This window comes from Actinomadura barringtoniae, from assembly GCF_017573505.1.
In the GTDB taxonomy this organism is placed as follows: domain Bacteria; phylum Actinomycetota; class Actinomycetes; order Streptosporangiales; family Streptosporangiaceae; genus Spirillospora; species Spirillospora barringtoniae.
In genome coordinates this window covers 100,034-121,277 of record NZ_JAGEOJ010000008.1, presented here as the reverse complement: position 1 = coordinate 121,277, position 21,244 = coordinate 100,034, and the positions used below count along the sequence as shown (strand labels likewise).

Genomic DNA, 21,244 nt, shown 5'->3' with positions numbered 1-21,244 from the left:
TCGGCCGCTATGCCTCAGGCGCCGCGGGCAGGTCTCTGCTGCGCTTCAACGGTCCGATGAACAGCAGGACGTCGGTGAGGATGTTGGCGATCGTGAGGATGAACAGCGCCGTCCGGACGTCGAAGACGGTGCCGAGCACGCCGCCGAGGAGGCTGCCGATCGGCCAGACGCCGAAGATGATGAACCGGACCGTCATGGCGACCCGGCCGCGCATGCCGGGCGGGCAGTAGGCCTGCCGGAACGCGCCGCCCGTCACGCTGCGCACGACGATCCCGACGGCCCAGATCAGCGTTCCGGCGAGCGCCAGGAACAGCAGCGGGCCGCGTCCGGCGAGCGGGAACAGCAGGAGGAAGCAGTCGGTCACCGGGGCCGTCAGCAGAGTCCTCGCGCTTCCCAGCCTCCCTGCGACCTTGGGCGCGATCGAGGCGCCGAGCAGCCCGCCGACGCTGATCGTGATCGTGGTGGCGCCGACCGCCCAGGGGCTGAGCCCGGCGCCCTTCACCAGGAAGACGACGACCAGCGCCTGGATGCCGCCCATGAGCAGGTTGGTGCTGGCGTTGCTCGCGGTGATCACCCGCAGGTAGGGGTCCCGCATCACGAAACCGATCGCCACCCGGATGTCGGCCCGGACGGTGCTCCGCGGCTGATCATCCCCGGTGCCCGTGCGGTCGGACGGCTCGCGCCCACGGATCGCGCGCAGGCAGGCGGCCGAGACCAGGAAGCTGCCCGCGTCGACGAACAGCCCGAGAACGGCCGAGGAGAGCTGAGTGATCACTCCGCCGATCCCGGGACCGGCGATGTTGGCGGCCTGCTCGCTGCCCAGCAGGCGCGTGTTGGCGTCCAGCAACTCGCTCTTGCCCACCAGGAACGGCAGGAACGCGTGATAGGCCGCGGTGAAGATGACGTTCGAGCACCCGGCCGCGAACGCGATCGTCAGCAGATACCCCATGGTCAGGGCGCCGAGCCAGGCCAGCACCGGAACGCTCACGATCAGCACCGCCGAGGCGATCTGACAGCCGATCATCAGCGGCCGCAGGCTGTGCCGGTCCGCCCAGGCGCCCGCGTGCAGCCCGATGAGCAGCCACGGCAGCCAGACCATGGCGTTCAGCACGCCCATCATCAGCGTGTTCGCGCCCAGCGTCTGCAACGCCACCAGGGGCAGCGCGAACGTCGTCACCGCACTGCCGGTCTTGCTGATGGACTCCGCCGCCCACAGCAACCGGAAGTCGCGCCCCCGTACCACGCCGCCGGTGGCGGTGTCGGCGGCGGCCGTGTCGGTGGCCATCAGGTCGCCATCCTGGCGGCGAGCAGCGCGCCGATCTCGGCGGCCGGGCCCGGCCTCATCATCTCGAAGTGGCCGCAGTCGACGGTGCTGTGGTCGACGATCCCGTTGACGTACGGCTGCCAGAGCTGCGATGCGCTGACGTCGCCGAGGAGGGTGCCCGCCGCCTGAACGAAGACGGGATCTCCGTGGAAGACCTCGTGCTCGTCGTTCTGGGCGACCCGGATGAGGTTCCCGGACGCGCGCGGAAGGTCGGCCAGCATCTGCTCGGGGAGACCGAAGCCCTTGGCGACCGCCTGCCTCATCCGCTCGCGCGATCCCGCATCGTCGGCCGTCTCGACGTCGAGGCCGAGATCCTGCGCCATGGTGACCAGGATCGCCGTCTCGATTTCGCCCTGCATGGTGACCGGGTCCATTTCCAGGAGCCAGGGATTGGTGGGGTAGGCGTCCAAGAGGGCCAGGAACTCGACCTGCTCGCCCTCGCGTTGCAGCCTGCCGGCGACGGCGTGCGCGATGGCTCCGCCCAGGGACCAGCCGAGGAGGCGGTAGGGGCCCGCCGGCTGAACCTCCCGTATCCGGGCGGCATAGCTAGCGGTGAGCTCGTCGAGGTTCCGGGGCCGCGCCGGCTCGTCGGCCATCTCCAGTTGAAGGCCGTAGATGGGGACGTCGGCGGGCAGATGCCGCTGCAGACCGGAGTAGCACCAGGCCACCCCGGACACCGGATGCACGCAGAACAGCGGCGGCTGGTCGCCGGACGTCCGGATCGGCACCACCGGGTCGATGCGTGCGTGCGTTTCCGGGTCCGCCGCGAGCGACTCGATGACTCCGGCCACCGTGGGCGCCTGGAGGAACAGCCGGACGGACAGGTCCGTTCCCAGCGTCGCCCTTATCCGGCTCACCAGCCTTGTCGCGAGCAATGAATGGCCGCCCAGGGCGAAGAAGTTGTCGTCCGCCCCCACCGACTCCAGGCCGAGGACCTCGGCGAACAGGCAGCACAGCGCCTCCTCGCGGGCGGTCCGCGCGGCATGGGATCCGGACTCGGAGGCCGCCGCCCCGAAGTCGGGGTCGGGGAGGGCGTTGCGGTCGAGCTTGCCGTGCGGATTCAGCGGCAGAACGTCGAGAGTGACGAACGCCGTGGGGATCATGTACTCGGGGAGTCTGGTCATCGCGTGGCGGCGCAGCTCACCGAGGTCGAGCGGACCGGCCGCGTCGGCGGGCACCAGGTAGGCGACCAGCCTGTCGTCCTTGGCGACGACGGCGGCCTGGGCGACCAGCGGGCTCTCGGCCAGAACGGTCGTGATCTCGCCGGGCTCGATCCGGAACCCGCGTACCTTCAGCTGCTGATCGGCCCGGCCCTGGAATTCCAGGACGCCGTCGCGGGTCCAGCGGGCCAGGTCACCGGTCCGGTACATGCGTTCGCCGGGCATGCCGAACGGGTCGGCCACGAATCGTTCTGAGGTCAGCGCGGGACGGCCCCAATACCCCTGGGTGACCGGTTCCCCGGCTATGTAGAGGGCGCCGGGCACCCCGATCGGGGCCGGGCGCAGCCACTGGTCCAGCACGTACACCCGTGCGCCCGCCATCGGACGGCCGATCACCGGCCGGTCGCCGCTCACCCGGGCGAACACCGAGTCCACCGTGCACTCGGTCAGGCCGTAGAAGTTCCAGGCCATGACGCCCTCGGCCTGCCCGGCCCGCTCCCACAGACCAGGGCCGACCCCCTCACCGCCGAAGATCAGCACCGACGCGCCACCCTGCCCGAGCAGTCCTTCGGCGATCAGCTGCTCCGCGTAGGAAGGGGTGACCTCCAGGACGTCGACGCCGTGCTCGTGCACGTAGCCGACCAGCGCGTGCGCGTCGCGGCGAACGTCATCGTCCAGCACGTGCAGCTCGTGACCGTTCAGCAGCCACAGCACCATGACCCAGACGGCGTCGAACGACAGCGCCGTCACCAGGCTCACGCGCAGCCGGCGCGCGGCTTGCCGTTCCGCGGGCTCGATCACCTCGCCGCGCATGGACGCGGCCAGGTTCGCCAGGCCCTGATGGGTGGCCACCACGCCCTTCGGACGGCCCGTCGAGCCGGAGGTGAAGGTCAGGTGCGCCGGGTCGGACGGCTTCAGGATCCTGCGGCGCTCGGCAGCACCGATCGGGCCGTCCGCCAGCCTCGCCAGTTCGGCTTCCGCGTCCGCTGAACCCAGCACCAGCATCGGGACACCAGGCCTTGCGAGACCGGCCGCAGACTCGGCGTTGGTGATCACTACGTGCGGCTCGACGTCCGACAGCATGAACCGCACCCGGTCCGCGGGAAAGGACAGGTCGACCGGCACGTACACGGCCCCGGCGGCCAGCACGCCCAGCATCGCCACGATCGAGTCCGCCGACCGCGGCAACGCCACGACGATCGGGTCTCCGGGACCGGCGCCCGCCGCGGCGAGCCAGCGGGCCAGCCGGTTCACGCGGCTGGTCAGTTCGCCGAACGACAGCGCGACGTCCCCGCACACCAACGCGGTCAGCTCCGGCTCGACCGTCGCCGCCTGCGCCGCGAACAGCTCCGGCACCAGCTCCGTTCCGGCCATCGTCGGGCCGCCCTGGCCGAGGTCCAGCAGGGCTTCTTGCTCCTGCGCGGTCAGCAGTTCCATGCGGCTCACCGGGACCTGCGGCGCCGCCACGGCCGCCTCCAGCACCCGCACCAGGCCATCTGCCAGTGCCTCCGCGGTCTGCCGGTCGAACAGGTCGAGGGCGTAGGCGACGTTGACGTCCAACCCGGCCGGGCGGCCATCGGGGGAGAAGCGCTCCGTCAGCGTGAAGTTGAGATCGACCTTGGCGGTCGGCGTGAGCACGGCCTCCGTCTCCGCGTTCAGCCCGGGAAGAAGGTCCGCGACCGCCGGCATGACCAGGACGTTCAGCATGACCTGGAAGAGCGGGTTGCGGGCCGGTGACCGCTCCGGGTTGAGGTGCTCGACCACCAGCTCGAACGGCGCGTCCTGGTTCTCCAGCACGTTCAGCGTCGTCTCGCGGACCCGGCCCAGCAGCTCGGCGAACGTGGGATCGCCGGACAGGTCCGTACGCATGACGACCGTGTTGAGGAAGAAGCCGACCAGGTCGTGCAGCGCTTTGTCGGTACGGCCCGCCAGCGGTGATCCGACCGCGATGTCCTGCCCGGCCCCTCGACGGCTCAGCAGCACGGCGAGCGCGGCGTGCAGCACCATGAACAGCGTCGCGCCGCTCTTGCGCGCCAGGCCGGTGAGACGTGCGTGCAGCTCCGCGTCCACCGTCAGCGAGACCGTGTCGCCGCGATGGCCGGCGAACGGGGGCCGTGGCCGGTCGGTGGGCAGCGGCAGGCATTCCGGCGCGTCTGCCAGCTCTTTCGCCCAGAAGGCCAGCTGGCCCGCCAGAACGCTGCTTGGGTCGTCGGCCTTCCCGAGCAGTTCGGCCTGCCACAGCGTGTAGTCCACGTACCGGACGGGCAGCGGCTCCCAGTCCGGCGCCCGCCCCTCGGAACGTGCCTGGTAGGCGAGCCCGACATCGCGCAGGAGCGGCGCCGTCGACCAGCCGTCCCCGGCGATGTGATGCATCACGATCATCAGCACGTGCTCGTCCGGGCCGGCGGCGAACAGCGTCGCGCGGATCGGCGGCCGGTCGGACGACAGGTCGAAGACATGGCTCGCGGCCCGGAACATCGCCGCGGTCAGGGCGGCGGGCTCGGGCTCGGCGATCTCCAGATCCAGGCGCGCCCGGTCCATGTCCAGGACCTGCTGGTGGGGCTCGCCGTCGATGTCCGGGAACACCGTCCGCAACGGCTCATGCCTGCCGACGACATCGTTCAACGCGGCCGCCAGCGCCTGGCGGTTCAGCGGTCCTCGCAGCCGTACCGCTCCGGGGATGTTGTAGGTCGCGCCGGGGCCTTCCAGCCTGTTCAGGAACCAGAGCCGTCGCTGCGCGAACGACAACGGGATCATCGCGTCTCCTCAGATCATCGCCGGATCGGTCATCGGGCGTAGCGCGGGACGAGCGGGCCGGGCGTCGGCGAGCTGGGCGCTGAGGCCGGCCACGGTCGGCGTCTGGAACACCGCCCGGACGGGAAGCTCGGCGCCCAGGTCGCTCCGGATCTGGTTGACCAGCTTGGTGACCAGCAGCGAATGACCGCCGAGCTCGAAGAAGTCATCGTCGATCCCGATCGGCTCGCGGCCGAGCAGCTCGGCGAACAGCCCGCACAGGACCTCTTCCCGGTGGTCGCGAGGGCCCCGGCCGGTGGGGGCGTGCGATGCGGCAGGCGCGGGAAGGGCGTCGCGGTCGAGCTTGCCGTTCGACATCAGCGGCAGCGCGTCGAGCGTCACGAACGCCGCCGGGACCATGTAGTCGGGCAGCTCGCTCGCCGCATGACGGCGCAGCTCGCTCAGGTAGGCGGTGCCGTCGGTGCCGTCGGTGCCGTCAGCGGCGTCGGTGCGGGTCACGTACGCGACGAGAGCGTCGTCGCGGACGACCACCGCGGCCTGGCCGACCAGCGGGCTCCGAGCCAGGACGGCCGCTATCTCGCCGGGCTCGATGCGGAATCCGCGCACCTTGACCTGGTCGTCGGCCCGGCCGAAGAACTCCAGCACGCCGTCGCGGGTCCAGCGGGCCAGGTCGCCGGTCCGGTACATGCGTTCGCCCGGACTGCCGAACGGGTCGGCGACGAACCGTTCGGCCGTCAGACCCGGACGGCGCCAATAGCCTCGCGCCACCTGCGCACCGGCCACGTACAGCGCGCCCGGGACGCCCACAGGGCAGGGACGGAGCATGTCGTCCAGCACGTACACCCGGGTGCCGGGCAGCGGACGGCCGAGGACCGGCCGTTCACCGGCGACCCGGGCGATCAGGGCGTCGACCGTGCATTCGGTGGGGCCGTAGAAGTTCCAGGCCGTCACGTCCTCGGCCTGCTTGACTCGCTCCCACAGGCCAGGCCCGACCGCCTCGCCGCCCAGGATCAGGACCGAGGGGTCGCTGTGCCCGTTCAGGAGGCCGTCTTCGACGAGCTGCTCGGCGTAGGAGGGGGTCACGTTCACCACGTCGATGCGGTGCTCGCGGACGTAGTCGACGAGGGCGTGCGCGTCGCGGCGAACGTCGTCGTCCAGGACGTGCAGCTCGTGACCCGCCAGCAGGCACAGGACCATGTCCCAGGACGCGTCGAACGAGAAGGCCGTCACGAGGATCGCCTTCAGCCGCCGCGCGCTCTGCCGCGCGGCGGGCTCGATGACCGTGCCGCGCATGAACGCGAACAGGTTGGCCAGGCCCTGGTGGGTGGCGACGACGCCCTTGGGCCTGCCAGTCGACCCCGAGGTGTAGATCATGTACGCCGGGTCCGAAGGCTCCGGCGTCGCCGTGACCTTGCTGCCCGCCGGCCACCCGTGCTCGGCCTCGGCGAGCTCATCCGCCGTGATCACCAGCTTCGGTGCGGCGTCCGCCAGGATCGACCGCACCCGTTCGGCGGGCTGGGACGCGTCCACCGGCACGTACATCGCCCCGGCCGTCAGCACGGCCAGCATCGCCACCACCGCATCCGCCGACCGTGGCAGCAGCACCGCGACGGGGTCTCCCGGGCCGGTCCCCGCCGCGATGAGCCATCGGGCGAGCCGGTTCACGCGTCCGGCCAGCTCGCCGAACGACATCTCCGCCTCGCCGCACACGAGCGCGGTCAGCTCCGGGTCCTTCGCAGCCCGCGCCGCGAACAGGTCCGGCACCAGGCCGCCCGGTCCCGTCGCCGTCGTTGCCGCCGGTTCGCCCTGCCCGAGTTGCAGCAGGTCTCGTCGTTCCTCGGCGGTCAGCACGTCGAGCCGTCCGACCGGAAGGTCCGGTGTCGCCACGGCCGCCGCCAGCACGCGTACGAGCCCTGCCGCCAGTGCTTCGGCGCTCTCCCGGTCGAAGAGGTCGAGCGCGTACTCGAGCTCGCCCGTCAGCCCGGCCGGTCGGCCGCCCGGACCGTGCTCCTCGGTGAGGGTGAACGAGAGGTCGACCTTGGCGGTCGGTGTCCGTACCCCCTCCATCTCCGCGTTCAGCCCGGGCACCAGATCGGCGTCGCGCGGCGCGTTCTGCAGCGTCAGCATGACCTGGAAGAGCGGGTTGCGGGCCGGTGAGCGCTCCGGGTTGAGGTGCTCGACGACCAGTTCGAACGGCGCGTCCTGGTTCTCCAGGGCCGCCAGTGCCCGTTCGCGCACGTCGTCCAGCAGCTCGGCGAACGTGGGGTCCCCGGACAGATCCGTGCGCACGACCACGGTGTTGATGAAGAAACCGACCAGGTCGTCCAGGGCCTCGTCGGTGCGTCCGGCCAGCGGCGACCCGACCGGAATGTCCTGCCCGGCGCCTCGCTGGCTCAGCAGCACGGCCAGCGCGGCGTGAAGCACCATGAACAACGTCGCGCCGCTCGACTGCGCCAGTTCGGTGAGGCGACCGTGCAGGCCGGGGCCCACGTTCAGCGGCACGGCATCGCCGCGGTAGGTGGCGGCCGCGGGCCGGGGCCGGTCGGCGGGCAGCGGCAGGCATTCGGGCGCGCCCTCCAACTCCTCCGCCCAGAACGCGAGCTGGCGCGCGAGCACACTGTCGGGATCGCCGGCCTCGCCCAGGAGCTCGTTCTGCCACAGCGTGTAGTCCGCGTAAGTGACCGGGAGCGGCTCCCAGTCCGGCGCCCGCCCCTGGGATCGTGCCTGGTAGGCGCGTCCGACATCGCGCAGCAGCGGCGCCGTCGACCAGCCGTCCCCGGCGATGTGATGAGCCACGATCATCAGTACGTGCTCATCCGGGCCGACGGCGAACAACGTCGCCCGGAACGGCGCCCGTTCGGCGGCGGCGGTCAGGTCGAAGACGTGGTTCGCGGCCCGGTGCATCGCCGTCGCGAGGTCACCGGGCTCTGGACCGGGCTCGGAGACCTCCAGGTCGAGACGAGCCCGGTCCATGTCCAGGATCTCTTGGTGAGGCTCGCCCTTGAGCTCCCGGAACACCGTCCGCAGCGGCTCGTGCCGTTCGATGACGTCGTTGATGGCGGCCGCCATCGCCCGGCGGTCCAGCGGTCCCCGCAGCCGCAGGGCTCCGGCCATGTTGTACGTCGCGCTGGGGCCTTCCAGCTTGTTCAAGAACCACAGCCGTCGCTGCGCGAAGGACAGCGGGATCATTCGTTTCTCCTCAGGTCGTCGCCGCACGGCGCATCGGCCGCAGTGCGGGACGGGCAGGACGTGCGTCGGCGAGCTCACCGCTGAGACCGGCCACCGTCCGCGCCCGGAACACCGCCCGGACCGACAGCTCGGCTCCGAGTTCGGTCCGGATCCGGCTGGTCAACCGGGTGGCCAGCAGCGAGTGGCCGCCGAGGGCGAAGAAGTCGTCGTCGATCCCGATCGGCTCATGGCCGAGCAGTTCCGCGAACAGGCCGCACAGCACCTCTTCCTGCTTGCTGCGCGGCGGCCGGACGTCCGCGACCCGCGAGACACCCGGGTCGGGGAGGGCGTCGCGGTCGAGCTTGCCGTTGGGCGTGAGCGGCAGTGCCTCCAGCGTCACGAACGCGGACGGGACCATGTGGTCGGGAAGTCTGGTCGCGGCGTAGCGGCGCAGATCGTCGGCGTCGGCGGTGCCGTTGGCGGGCACCAGGTAGGCCACCAGGCCGCCTTCACGAGCCAGCACGGCGGCCCGGCCGACCAGCGGGCTTTCCGCCAGAACGGTGGCTATCTCGCGCGGCTCGATCCTGAACCCGCGAACCTTGACCTGGTCGTCGGCCCGGCCCAGGAACTCCAGCTCGCCGTCACGGGTCCACCGCACCAGGTCGCCCGTGCGGTACATCCGGTCGCCGCCGATCCCGAACGGGTCGGCCACGAACCGTTCCGCGGTCAGCGCGGGACGGCCCCAATATCCCTGCGCCACCTGCGCACCGGCCACGTACAGCGTGCCGGGGACTCCCACCGGGGCCGGCCGTAGCCACTCGTCCAGCACGTACACCCGGGTGCCGGGCAGCGGACGGCCGAGCATCGGCCGGTCACCGCTGACCGGGGAGATCAGGGCGTCGACCGTGCACTCGGTCGGGCCGTAGAAGTTCCAGCCCGTCACGCCCTCGGCCTTGGCGACCTGCTCCCAGAGCCCGGTCCCGACCGCCTCGCCGCCCAGGATGAGCAACGGCGGCCGGTTCCGCTCGTCCAGGAGCCCGTCTTCGACGAGCTGCTCGGCGTAGGAGGGGGTCACGTTCACCACGTCGATGCGGTGCTCGCGGACGTAGTCGACGAGGGCGTGCGCGTCGCGGCGGGTGTCGTCGTCCAGCAGGTGCAGTTCGTGACCGGCCAGCAGGCACAGGACCATGTCCCAGGACGCGTCGAAGGACAGCGCGGTCACCAGGATCGCGCGCAGCCGCCGACCTGCCTGCCGTGCCGCGGGCTCGATGACCTCGTCGCGCATGAACGCGTAGAGGTTCGCCAGGCCCTGATGGGTGGCGGCCACTCCCTTCGGCCGCCCCATCGACCCGGAGGTGTAGATCATGTACGCCGGGTCGAACGGCACCAGCAGCCCTTGGCGCTCGGCCGCGTCGACCGGCCCGTCCGCCAGGGCCGTCAACGCGAACGCGGTTTCGGGGGAGTCGAGCATCAGCGGCCGCGCACCGGGCACCCGGCGTGCGGGCGCCGCCAGCTCCGCCGTCGTGATCACCACATGCGGTCCCGCGTCGTTCAGCATGTACCGCACCCGCTCCGGCGGGTAGGACGCGTCCACCGGCACGTACATCGCCCCGGCGGTCAGCACCGCCAGCATCGCGACGACCGCGTCGGCCGAACGAGGAAGCAGGACCGCGACCGGATCTCCCGGGCCGACTCCGGTCGCGATCAGCCATCGGGCCAGGCGGTTCACGCGCCCGGCCAGCTCACCGAACGACAACTCCACGTCGCCGCACACCAGCGCCGTCAGCTCCGGCTTCGCCGCCGCCCGCGCCGCGAACAGGTCCGGCAGCAGCTCCGGCCCGGCCGCCGCCGGTCGGGTCCGGCCCAATTCCAGCAGCGCATGCCGTTCCTCGGGCGCAAGCACCTGGACCCGGCTCACCGGGGCTTCCGGTGCCGTCGCCATCGCGTCCAGCACCCGGACCAGCCCCGCCGCCAGGTCCTCGGCCCGGTCCCGATCGAACAGACCGGGCCGGTACTCGACGTCCATGTCGATCGCGTCGCCCGACGCCGTCACGGCGATGCTCAGTGTGTAGTTGGTCGAGACGTCCGACTCCACGTCGGACATCGGGAAGCCGCCCGTGGTCCCAGCCCCGGGGAAGTTCTGGTACGACAGGTGGGCGTCGAAGAGCTCGGGCTGCCCCGCCGCGCGCCGGATGTCGACGATGCCGAGATGGTGGTGCGCGATCAGCCGCGACTGCTCCGCCTGGACGCGCGCCAGCATTGCGGCGACCGTCTCGGTCCCCGCCGGCTCCTGGCGGACCCGGACGGGCACCGTGTTGAGGAACATCCCGGCCATGTGCTCGACGTCCGGCACGTCCGGGGAACGGCCGGTGACCGTGCCTCCGAAGACCACGTCGCTCTGGCCGGTGGCGGTGCCGAGGGCGAGCCCCATCGCGCCCTGGAAGACGGTGTTCATCGTCAGGCCGTGGCCGCGCGCGAAGTCCCGCACCCGCGCGACCAGCTCGGTGGGCACCTCGACGCGGAACTGCTCGCTCGTGGTCAGCCACCGTTCCGGACCCGACGGCGCCAGCAGGGTCGGACCCGCCAGGCCCGCGAGCGAGGCCCGCCACGCCTCCTCGGCCGCCGCACGGTCCTGCTTCGCCAGCCAGCGGTAGTAGTTCTCGTACGGCGGTGGCGTCGGCAGGCCGGTCGCGTCGCCGCCCCGCTCGTACAGCTGCGCGAGATCGCCGAGCAGCAGCCAGGACGACCAGCCGTCCAGCACCGAGTGATGGGTGCACAGGATGAAGCGGTGCTCGTCCGGCGCCAGCCGTACCAGCACGAACCGGGTCAGCGGCGCCTTGGTGAGATCGAAGCGCTCCGACCGTGTCTCCTGGGCGAGATCTTCGAGCCGTTCGGCACGTTCGGGCCCGGGCAGGCCGGACAGGTCGATCTGCCGCCACAGCAGCGGCACCTCGCGCAGAACGACCTGAGCGGTCTGGTTCTGGCGGTTCTGGCGGAAGCAGGCCCGCATGCACTGGTGCCGGGCCAGCAACTGCGCGCACGAGGCCCGCAGCGCCGCGACGTCCAGCGGTCCGGACAGCCGCGCCGACAGGTACATGTTGTAGAGGCTCGGTCCGGCCTCGTCGAACGCGGCGTGGAACAGCTGCCCTTCCTGCAGGGGAGTCAGCGGCAGAACGCACTCGATGCTGGAGCGGCTCACGTGCTCGTCTCCCATTCGGTCTCGGCGCCGGCGGTCTCCTCGGCTTCCTCGGCCACTTCGGCCTCGAACTCGCCGAACTCGTCGTCGGTGAAAGCCACCAGCGGAGAGTCCTCGGCGTCGGCGGTGCCGGCTTGAGCGCCGTCCTCCGCAGGAACGGCGGGACGGTCGCCGATCGCGGCGGCGAGTGCGGCGGGGGTCTGGTGGTCGAACAGCTCGCGCACGTTGAGGTCGATGCCGGCCTCGCGCACGCGGGCCACGACCTGGACGGCGAGAACGCTGTCGCCGCCCGCCTCGAAGAAGCCGTCATCGGGACCGACCTCGTCCACGCCGAGGACGTCGGTGATGATCCGGCGCAGCGTCGCCTCGGTCGCGGCGGTGACGTCGATCATGACGCGTCCGCCTGCCGCGGCACGGGGACGGCGACCGGGGTCTTGGGGGCGATGTCCGTCCAGTTCGCCGCGACGTAGGCCAGGCACTCCTGCCGCCCGCCGCCGCTGAACACCACCCGCCAGCCGGACGGAACCTCGATCGCCTCCGGCCACAGCGAATGCTGACCCAGGTGATTGGCCAGAACGAGATAGCTCGCTTCCTCACTGTCAAAAGGATCATTCACGACAGCACTCCAGAATGGTCGTCATCGCCTTTGCGGAATACTCGCAGAGCCTTCTGATCACCGGCTGACGCCGTTCTGACAAAGGGGAGACGCGGGCGATGTCAGCCGTGGAGCAGCCGCGCATCAGCGTCGCCTGCGACATTGGCTCCCATGACGATCGAGGCTGAGTTGGCGGCGGCACGCGAGATCATTCGCGACTACGAGTCGCGGATACACCGGCTGACCGAGCGCAGGACCGAGCCCATCGCGATCGTGGGCGCCGGTCTCCGCCTGCCCGGAGGCAGCACGACCCTCGGTGGCCTCACCGAGTACCTCGCTTCGGGGCGTTCGGCGACCGGCCCCATTCCGGAGGCGCGGCGGCAGGCCGCCGAGTTCGCCCGGGCCGACAGCCAGGACAAAGGACGCATCAGTTCGGCGAGCGGCGGATTCCTCGACGAAATCGATCTGTTCGACGCGCCGTTCTTCAACATCTCCCCGAAAGAGGCGCGCTGCATAGATCCGCAGCAGCGCATCGCCCTCGAAACGTCCTGGGAGGCGCTGGAGAACGCCAATATCGACCCCACCCGGCTACGGCGCGGGAATGTCGGCGTCTATTTCGGCGCCAGCTCCGTGGACTTCGCGTGGGAGGTCGGCGCGCTCGCGGCCGAGGACATGGAGGGCTACCTCGCGAGCGGCGTGCTGAACGCGGCGGTCGCCGGGCGGATCTCCTACTTCCTGGGCGCTCGCGGCCCCTCCATGTCGATCGATACCGCGTGCTCGTCGTCGCTGGTCGCGCTGCATCTGGCGGTCAAGGGCCTGCGCGACCGCGAATGCGAGATCGCGCTGTGCGGCGCCGCCAGCGTCATCCACCACCCGTTCAGCAGCATGCTGCTGTCGGACATGCAGGCGCTGTCGACCGACGGGCGCTGCAAGACGTTCGACGAGTCCGCCGACGGTTACGGCCGCGCCGAGGGTTGCGGCGTGATCGTGCTGAAGCGGCTCAGCGACGCGCGGCGCGACGGCGACACCGTCCTCGCGCTGGTGCGCGGCACCGCGGTCCGGCAGGACGGCGAGAGCGCCGGGTTCACCGCCCCGAACGGCCTCGCGCAGGAGGCGCTCATGCGCGCCGCGCTGGCCGACGCCGAGCTCGGACCGGGCGACGTCCAGTACGTGGAGGCGCACGGGACCGGCACGCCGCTCGGCGACCCGATCGAGATGGGCTCGATCGCCGAGGTGTTCGGGCCCTCGCACAGCGAGCAGGACCCGCTCCTGGTCGCCTCACTCAAGACCAACATCGGGCACATGGAGGGCGCGGCCGGCATCGGCGGCGTCATCAAGACCGTTCTGCAGCTGCGGAACGGCACCGTGTACCCGCACCTCAACTTCGACAAGCCGTCCAGCCGTATCGCCTGGGCGACCTGGCCGGTCCGCGTTCCGACGCAGGTGGAGCCGTGGCGGGCCGACGTCCGGCGCGGGCTGGTGAACTCGTTCGGGTTCACCGGAACGATCGCCTCCGCCGTTCTGGAGGAGGCGCCGAAGCCGCTGTCGCTGGTGCGGCCCGCGCCGGAACCGGGGGAGGGGCACGTGCTGACCGTCTCCGCCAAGTCGGCCCCGGCCCTCGCCGGGCAGATCCGCCGCTACCGGCAGCTGCTGAACGGCGGCTCGGGGTCGCCGGTCGACGTTGCCGACCTGTGCCACACCACCAACGTCGGGCGCGCGCACTTCCGCCACCGGGTGTCCGCAGTGGTGACCGGCCGCGACGACCTCGCCGTCCAGCTGGAGGAGCTGCTCACCACTGTTGAACGAGGTGAGCTGCCGGGCCAGGCGTCCCGCAAGGTCGGATTCCTCTTCTCGGGCTTGGGGGCACTGCGGCCTGGCATCGGCGCCGGGCTGTACAGGCGGCACGAGGTGTTCGCCGCCGAGCTGGACGCCTGCGACGAGGCCCTCACGCCGCTCGTCGGCCGTCCGGTCAAGGAGATGGTCCTCGGGACCTGCGGAAGCGAGGACGCCGAGGCGCTGGGGCTGGCGCGGTACGGGCAGCCGGTGCAGTTCGCGATCGAGTACGCGCTGGCCCGCCTCTGGATGTCGTGGGGCATCCGGCCGACCTCGGTCGCGGGTCACAGCATGGGCGAGATCGCGGCGGGCGCGGTGGCCGGGCTCTTCAGCCTCCAGGACGCCGCCACGCTGATCTCGGCGCGGGCCCGCCTGATGGACTCGGTCCGTACACCCGGCTGCATGGTCTCGGTCGGCGCGGGCGCGGACACGGTCGCCCCGCTGCTGGCAGGCCACGACGACGTCGCGGTCGCGGCCGTCAACGCGCCGCAGCAGTGCGTGATCTCCGGTGGCCGCGCGTCCATCGAGGCGATCACCGCCGAACTGGCCGCGCGCGACGTCGACTTCACGATGCTCGCGGTGTCGCAGGCCTCCCACTCGCCCCTGATGACCGAGGTGGCCGAGGAGCTGCGGGAGGAGATCGCGGGCGTCCGGTACAACGAGCCCGAGATCACCCTCGTCTCGACGGTGACCGGCGAGGTCGCCCGGCAGAACGACTTCGACGCCGGCTACTGGGTGCGGCAGTTCACCGGCCCGGTGAACTTCATGGCCGCCATGCGGACGCTGGACCGGCGGGGCAAGCACGTCTTCGTCGAGGTCAGCCCGTTCGCGACCCTCACCTCGCTGGGCCGGCGCTGCGTCCCGGCCGGACGGCACCTCTGGCTGGCCAGCATGCACCCCTCCGACGAGGACGGCCGGGTCATCCTGGAGTCGGTCGCCAAGGCCTACGCGGCCGGTCAGCCGATCTCCTGGCCCGACTTCCACCGGGGGCGGCACGGCCGGAAGATCGAACTCCCGACGTACGCGTTCGACCGCAAGCCCTACGCGCTGCCGGCCGGCGTCGCGGCCGGCCGGCCCGTTCCGAACGCCGTCCAGGCCGCCGTCGTCGCGCCCCCGGCCGTCGCGGACGGTCCGGTCGTGGAGACGCTGCCGGCCATCCCGGAGAACGGCGACCCGCGTACGACCATGACCGAGGTGATCCGCCGGGAGGCCGCGGCCGTGCTCGGGTTCGCCGACTCCGCCGACGTCGGGACCGACGTCGACTTCACCGACCTGGGGATGGACTCGCTGCTCGCGGTCAGGTTCCGCAAGGAGCTGTGCGCGGCGCTGTCGGTCACGTTCGCCACCCCGGAGATCTTCAACTACCCGACGCCCCGCGCGCTCGCCGAGTTCCTGGGCGAGCAGCTCGAGAAGGTGGGATGACGATGGACACGACGACGAACGCGCTGGGGCGGGCCGCCGCCCCGGCGGGCGGGAAGTGGTTCAGCCCCGCGCAGCCGCCCGAGGAGGCCCGGATCCGCCTGTTCCTGATGCCGCACGCCGGCGGGGGAGCGGCGTCGTACCGCGGCTGGAACCGCCTGCTGCCCGCCGACATCGGCGTTCAGGCGCTGACCTTGCCGGGGCGGCAGAGCAGGCGCGCCGAGCCGCTGGCCATGGACTGGGAAGCGCTCCTCGACGACCTGCACGAGGCCCTGCTGGACAACCTGGACGACCGCCCCTACGCGTTCTTCGGGCACTGCATCGGCGCGATGCTCGCCTACCGGCTGGCCGTCCGGCTGGAGGACGGCGGCGACCCGCCGCCGTCGCTGCTCGGCATGTCGGGATGGGCGCCGGAGGGCTTCTACCAGGGGCCGCCCGATCGCAAGAACCTGTCGATGGAGCAGGTCGGCGAGCTGCTCAAGGGCCTCGGCGCGTTTCCCGAGGAGCTCTGGAGCGACCCCGACATGCTGGAGCTGGTGATGCCGCCGGTGATCGCGGACATGCGGGCGGCGATGCAGTACGAGGACGACGGCGCCGTGGTCGAGTGCCCGCTGGTGTCGTACGCGGGCCAGTCGGATCCGCTGGTGGTCGAGCCGGACGCGATGGCGGCCTGGCCCGAGCGCAGCCGCCGCTACCTGGGGCACAACGAGTATCCGGGCACCCACTTCTACATCGGCGAGCACACCGCGGCCGTGATGTCGGACTTCGCCCGGCGCCTGATACGAATCACCGACGACCGCTAGGACAGCGGCCGCCGGTGCACTCGGGGAAGGGCCTGGGGCTCAGGCGCGCAGCACGGCGTGGTCGGCGCCCAGCCGCAGGGCCGGGTCGTGGTTGAGGATCGCGTTGTGGAGATTGCGCAAGGTGATGGTCGGCTCGACGCCGAGCTCGGCGTCGAGCCGCTCGCGCATCCGGCTGTACGAGCTCAGCGCCCGCGCCTGCTGCCCGGACCGGTACAGCGCGATCATCAGCTGCTCGCAGAAGCGCTCGTTCAGCGTCGGCGCCTCGACCAGCTCCGACAGCGTCGGGATGATGTCGGTGTGCCGCCCGCTGCGCAGCTCCAGGTCGAACAGCATCTCCAGGGCCACGAGCCGGGCCGTCTCATAGCGTTGAGCGACCGTCCGGCACAGCGGCCCCTGGGACACCAGGCCGAACGCCTTGCCGCGCCACAGCGACAAGGCTTCGCGTAGCGCGTCGGCCGCGGCGCCCGGATCGGTGGTGCCCAGGACGCGGGCGTAGTCGAACTTGTGCATGAACACTTTGGCGTCGACGGTGTCCTCATCGGTCCGCAGACAATAACCGGAATGCTCGATGACGAGGCGGGCGGAACGGCCGCCCGCGACGGTGTCGATCCTCCTGCGCAGCCGGCTGATGTGCGCCTGCAGCGCGTTCTCCCAATGCGGGGGAGGCGAGTCCGCCCACAGTTCGGTGACCAGCGAGTCCGCCGAGACCGGAGTCCCTTCGGCGGCCAGCAGGGTCGCGAGCAATGCTCGTTGAAGCGTTCCGGTTATCGTCACAGCACGGTTGGCCGACCGGCATTCCAGCGGCCCGAGGACAAGGAATTCCGCCATGTGAAGCCCCCTTTTAGTCGTCTGTCGAACGCCCATCACGGCAAAACGGCCGTGATGGGCCACCCCGGTTTGGTGTTCCGTGCCGCCGGACCCGCCGATCCGGCACACGCACGTCAATCACGCGTACGCGTGCTCGTACGGCACGCGTCCGCGCTCGTCCCCACTCGTTCTTCAGGTGTCTCCGCGACCGTTCTTCAGGCGTCCGCGCGCAGCATCCGGCGCAGGACCTTTCCGGTCGGGTTGCGTGGCAGGTCGTCCACGAAGCGGTACTGCGTGGGGATCTTGAAGTCGGCGATGCGGCCGCGCAGGAAGAGCATCAGCTCGCGCGCGCTCGCCCGCTGGTCCCCGTCGAACACGACGACGGCCTTGACCGCCTGCCCCCAGCGCTGGTCGGGTACGCCGACCACCGCGGACTCGGCCACGGCCGGGTGTTCGGCCAGCGCCGCCTCGACCTCGGCCGGATAGATGTTCTGGCCCGCGACGATCACGGCGTCGTCCAGCCGGTCGAGGACGAACAGGTAGCCCTCGTCGTCCAGGTAACCCGCGTCCGGCATGCAGAGCCAGCCGTCGATCAGCGTCTTCCGGCTCGCCTCCGGCTGGTTCCAGTACTCGATGAAGTTGGCGGGGGTCCAGGCGCGGATCTGCCCGACCTGGCCCGCGGGGAGGGACTCCCCGGCCGAGTTCACGATGCGCACCTCGTTGCCCGGGCAGGCCCGCCCGGCCGAGTGCAGCTTCGGGTTGCCCGGCCGGTGCTCCTCGGCCGTCAGGCACGTCACCACGCTGCCCGACTCGGCCGCCGCGTACATCTGCACGAGATCGCAGCCCAGCCGTTCCATGCACTGGCGCAGCAGCGGCGGCGCGATCGACGACCCCCCGTAGGTCACCTTGCGCAGCGACGCGAGCGCCTCCTTGGTCGCGTCCGGCTCGGCCAGCAGCATCCGCAGCATCGCCGGGGCCGCGAACATCACCGTGACGCCGTCCTCGTGGATGCGCCGCACCGCCTCCTCGGCGACGAACGTCCGCATGACCACGTTCGTGCAGCCGGCCGCGAAGCTGACCATGAACCAGCCCATGCCCGCCGAGTGCAGGCCGGTGAAGCAGCTCATCGACCGGTCCTCGGGATGCCAGTCGAACCAGTCGAGCCCCGCCCCTGTCAGGTGCTCGACGAGCGTGAAGTAGGTGCGGTGCGCGAGCACGACGCCCTTGGGCAGGCCCGTCGTCCCGCTGGTGTACATCTGCACGAAGGCGTCGTCGCGCCCGGTGCCGGGATCGAGATCGCCGTCGGGGTGGCCGGCCCGCCACTTCAGGAAGCCGTCCGCCAGCGAGCCTGGCGTGTCCATTTCGATGACGGTGTCGGGCAGGACCGCTTTCAGCCGTTCCGCCACGGGCCGGAACTCCCGCTCGATGAACAGCAGCTCGGCCTTGGAGTCGCGTAGCACGTGGTCCACCTCGCGTGCCGTCAGCCGCCAGTTGATGGGCACGAGCACGGTCCCGCTCTTGGCACAGCCGAGCGCGATCTCGAAATAGTGTTCCGACTCACGGCCGAGATAGGCCACCCGGGCCCCCGGGCCCAGCCCCTCGGCCAACAGCGCGTGCGCGGTCTGGTTACTGCGGCGATGCAGTTCCGCATAGGTCACCACACGGCCCTCGCACACGATGGCCGGATGGTCGGGGCGCCGCCGGGCATGCTCGGCGGAACTAAAGGTAAGCGTTTGCGCGTCGTTCACTTCCTGGAGTCCCTTTCATCTGCTGTCGGCACTGACAGAGAGCCGAAGAGGTCCGCCAGGACCTCGTCGGCCAGATAAGAAATGAGGCGTTCCATGGTCGGGCTGTTGAAGAACACGTTCGTGCTCACCCGGCGGCCGAGCTGTGCTTCGAGCCGCTCCTTGATCTCGGTGAGCCCCAGCGAGGTGAAGCCGAGTTCGAAGTAGCTCATGTCGAACGGCAGGTCCTCGTCGTCGGCCATCATCAGGGTCGTCCTGAACTCGGTGACGACGATCTCCTCGAGCCCCTCGCGCCGTTCGGACGGCGGCAGCGCATGCAGCTTCTCGATCGCTTGCATATTCTCCGATTTCTTTCTCGCGCACCAAGAAGAACCGAAGCTCGAATTCCTGGCGGGGGCGAACAAATGACCTCTATCACCTGCTCGCTTTCTACAGAAAACTTAACCCGAGTTGCTGACGCCGTCCTGACACCGCATTGAGCCCTCTTCGGGCACGGCCAGACCCCCGCGTCCCGGGTCATCGATCCCCCCTGATCAATGGCGAAGCCGACTCGGCTTCCCACTTGTACGCTCACGTACGCCGAGCCCATCCGGTTCGGCGTCGGCCCCTAACGGCGATTTCGGGCCCCCCGGTTTGACTATGGGTTTCCACGTGGTCAACGTTCACGAAGGAGATTCGCCCGTTGCCCGCCTCCGGATGCCGCGGAGGCGTTTATGCGTCGCCTCGTGGCCAAGGGTGGACCCGCTGCGCTTTTCGGGTCTCAATGGCAGGAACGCCCCTCACGCTCCCCGGGAGAGACCGATGTTCCGAACTCTCGTCTTCCTCACCGCCACCGCCGTTACCGCCACCCTGGCGACCCTGCCCACGACCGCCACTGCCGCTACTGCCGCCTCAGCCGCTTTTGCCGGTCCAAGGACGGCCGCGGTCTACGACGTACGGGGCGGCGACATGTTCACCACGGCGGGCTCAGGAGGCCGGTGCACGATCGGATTCTCGGTGACCGGCGGCTATGTCACGTCCGGCAAGTGCGCCCCCGTGGGCGAGTCGACCATCGGCTACAACGGGGTCGCGCAAGGCACCGTCGCGGCGTCGTCCTACCCGGGCCTGACCAGCGCGTGGGTACGGACGAACGCCGACTGGCGCCCTCGTGGCCTGGTCAACCGCTACGACGGAACGTCCGCTGCCGTTCACGGCTCCACCCCGGCCCCGGTCGGCGCGGCCGCCTGCATGTCAGGCCCGGTCAGCGGCTGGCGCTGCGGAACGATCACCGGCAGGAACCTCACCGTCAGCTTCCCCGAGGGCGCCATCACCGGCCTGATCGGCACCAACATCTGCGCCTCCGCCGGCGAGGTCGGCGCCCCGCTCATCGCGAACGACCAGGCGCAGGGCATCCTCGTCGGCTCGTCCGGCTCCGGCACCTGCACCTCGTTCTTCATCCCCGTGGCCCAGATCCTCTCCGCCTACGGCCTCACCCTCGCCACCGAATGAGGCGGAGGCTCCCAGGCTGAGTCGCGAGCCGCTGTCGAGGGCTCAGATCATGCGGCGCAGAGCGGTCTCCACGGCATCGATCAACGGATCGCCTTCGGTCCGCGGGTGCCGTGTGAGGCCGAGGTCAACGTCCGGCAGGGCGGGGAGGCCGCCGGTGCCGCTGCCGGTGTCGTGGCGGGCCATGGCCGGCTCGACGTTGGCGGGCATGAGCGCCGCGACGCCGAGCCCGGCCCGTACGGCCGCCAGCACGCCGATCAGATTGTTGCTCTCGAACGCGACCTTCCAACGTCGATCTGCGCGCTCCAGCGTTTCCAGCACCGGCGTACGCCAGGAGCACGGACTGGAGAACAACACCACCGGCAGCGGATCGGCGTCCACGTCCAACCCCTGACCGACCGCCCAGACCAGCGGACGGCTCACCGTCCAACGCGGCGGCCCGGGAAGATCGGGCACCGCGTCGAGGACGAGGTGAACGCGCCCCGCGTCGTAGGCCTGCCGCATCGCGCCGGCCGACAGGCTGAGCACCTCCAACGTCGCGCTCGGGTTCAGCCGGGCAAGGTCGGCCAGGGCCTGCGGAAGCCGGGAGGCGGCCAGATCCTCAAGCAGCCCGACGCCGCAGTGCCCGGTCAGCGCGCGTCCGGTCTCGGTGAGCGCCTGCGCGGAGAGGGCCAGGATGCGTTCGGCGTAGGGCAGGAGCTCCTCGCCCGCCCGCGTCGGCGAGACACCGGCCGGCGACCGGTGGAGCAGCGGACTGCCGACGGCGCTCTCGAGCCTGCGCAACTGCTGGCTGAGCGCGGGCTGGGTATGCCCGAGCGCCGTCGCCGCGCGGCTGATGCTGCCGACCCGTACCGCGGTGACGAACGACCGCAGCAGCACGATCTCCAAATCTCTGGCCATAAGAACTCATTATGTCCGTTCCAACCAATTAACCAGTTCCTATGGCGTAACGAAT

The 21,244-nt window shown here is 70.9% G+C and carries 13 protein-coding genes; 3 read left to right on the top strand and 10 right to left on the bottom strand.

Annotated features, from left to right (window positions below):
• Nucleotides 1-7: 7 nt before the first annotated feature.
• From J4573_RS20425 to J4573_RS20400, 6 genes are read right to left on the bottom strand one after another with little or no spacing between them, the layout of a single operon-like run.
• Nucleotides 8-1,285: an MFS transporter gene (locus tag J4573_RS20425; protein WP_208257369.1), complete on the bottom strand. Its 1,278-nt coding sequence runs from the start codon at nucleotides 1,283-1,285 to the stop codon at nucleotides 8-10.
• Nucleotides 1,285-5,241, bottom strand: a complete 3,957-nt coding sequence (locus tag J4573_RS20420) for a non-ribosomal peptide synthetase (protein WP_208257368.1) — start codon at nucleotides 5,239-5,241, stop codon at nucleotides 1,285-1,287. The genes J4573_RS20425 and J4573_RS20420 overlap by 1 nt, the downstream gene beginning before the upstream one ends.
• A 9-nt stretch (nucleotides 5,242-5,250) precedes the next feature.
• Entirely contained in the window at nucleotides 5,251-8,427 is a 3,177-nt protein-coding gene (locus J4573_RS20415) for a non-ribosomal peptide synthetase (protein WP_208257367.1), read from the bottom strand.
• Between the two features lie 10 nt (nucleotides 8,428-8,437).
• A complete protein-coding gene (locus J4573_RS20410; protein WP_208257366.1) occupies nucleotides 8,438-11,605 on the bottom strand; it encodes a non-ribosomal peptide synthetase in 3,168 nt (1,055 codons plus the stop codon).
• On the bottom strand, nucleotides 11,602-11,994 hold the full coding sequence (locus tag J4573_RS20405) for a phosphopantetheine-binding protein (RefSeq protein WP_208257365.1): 393 nt from the start codon (nucleotides 11,992-11,994) through the stop codon (nucleotides 11,602-11,604). Before J4573_RS20405 ends, J4573_RS20410 begins: the two co-directional genes overlap by 4 nt.
• The gene (locus tag J4573_RS20400; RefSeq protein WP_208257364.1) at nucleotides 11,991-12,218 is read right to left on the bottom strand and encodes an MbtH family protein; all 228 of its coding nucleotides are present in this window, start codon (nucleotides 12,216-12,218) and stop codon (nucleotides 11,991-11,993) included. The genes J4573_RS20405 and J4573_RS20400 overlap by 4 nt, the downstream gene beginning before the upstream one ends.
• A 150-nt stretch (nucleotides 12,219-12,368) precedes the next feature.
• Between J4573_RS20400 and J4573_RS20395 the strand changes: the two genes are divergently transcribed.
• Both J4573_RS20395 and J4573_RS20390 read left to right on the top strand, forming a co-directional pair.
• Complete coding sequence (locus tag J4573_RS20395) at nucleotides 12,369-15,452, top strand: type I polyketide synthase (protein ID WP_208257363.1); 3,084 nt, start codon at nucleotides 12,369-12,371, stop codon at nucleotides 15,450-15,452.
• A gap of 2 nt (nucleotides 15,453-15,454) precedes the next feature.
• Nucleotides 15,455-16,252: a thioesterase II family protein gene (locus tag J4573_RS20390; RefSeq protein ID WP_208257362.1), complete on the top strand. Its 798-nt coding sequence runs from the start codon at nucleotides 15,455-15,457 to the stop codon at nucleotides 16,250-16,252.
• A gap of 39 nt (nucleotides 16,253-16,291) precedes the next feature.
• Here J4573_RS20390 and J4573_RS20385 read toward each other — a convergent pair whose 3' ends face one another.
• The 3 genes from J4573_RS20385 to J4573_RS20375 all read right to left on the bottom strand — a co-directional run bounded on the left by J4573_RS20385 (nucleotide 16,292) and on the right by J4573_RS20375 (nucleotide 19,142).
• Nucleotides 16,292-17,080 carry an AfsR/SARP family transcriptional regulator gene (locus J4573_RS20385; protein ID WP_208257361.1) on the bottom strand — a complete coding sequence of 263 codons (789 nt, stop codon included), beginning with the start codon at nucleotides 17,078-17,080 and terminating at the stop codon, nucleotides 16,292-16,294.
• 194 nt (nucleotides 17,081-17,274) lie between these two features.
• Nucleotides 17,275-18,807, bottom strand: coding sequence for a long-chain-fatty-acid--CoA ligase (locus J4573_RS20380; RefSeq protein WP_208257360.1), 1,533 nt, complete (start codon nucleotides 18,805-18,807; stop codon nucleotides 17,275-17,277).
• Entirely contained in the window at nucleotides 18,804-19,142 is a 339-nt protein-coding gene (locus J4573_RS20375; RefSeq protein WP_208257359.1) for an acyl carrier protein, read from the bottom strand. The genes J4573_RS20380 and J4573_RS20375 overlap by 4 nt, the downstream gene beginning before the upstream one ends.
• A gap of 463 nt (nucleotides 19,143-19,605) precedes the next feature.
• Here J4573_RS20375 and J4573_RS20370 point away from each other — a divergent pair, with 463 nt between their 5' ends.
• Nucleotides 19,606-20,292: a S1 family peptidase gene (locus J4573_RS20370; protein ID WP_208257358.1), complete on the top strand. Its 687-nt coding sequence runs from the start codon at nucleotides 19,606-19,608 to the stop codon at nucleotides 20,290-20,292.
• A 42-nt stretch (nucleotides 20,293-20,334) separates the two neighbouring features.
• Here the strand turns inward: J4573_RS20370 and J4573_RS20365 are convergent, their stop codons facing one another.
• Nucleotides 20,335-21,189: a LysR family transcriptional regulator gene (locus J4573_RS20365; RefSeq protein ID WP_208257357.1), complete on the bottom strand. Its 855-nt coding sequence runs from the start codon at nucleotides 21,187-21,189 to the stop codon at nucleotides 20,335-20,337.
• Nucleotides 21,190-21,244 lie beyond the last annotated feature (55 nt).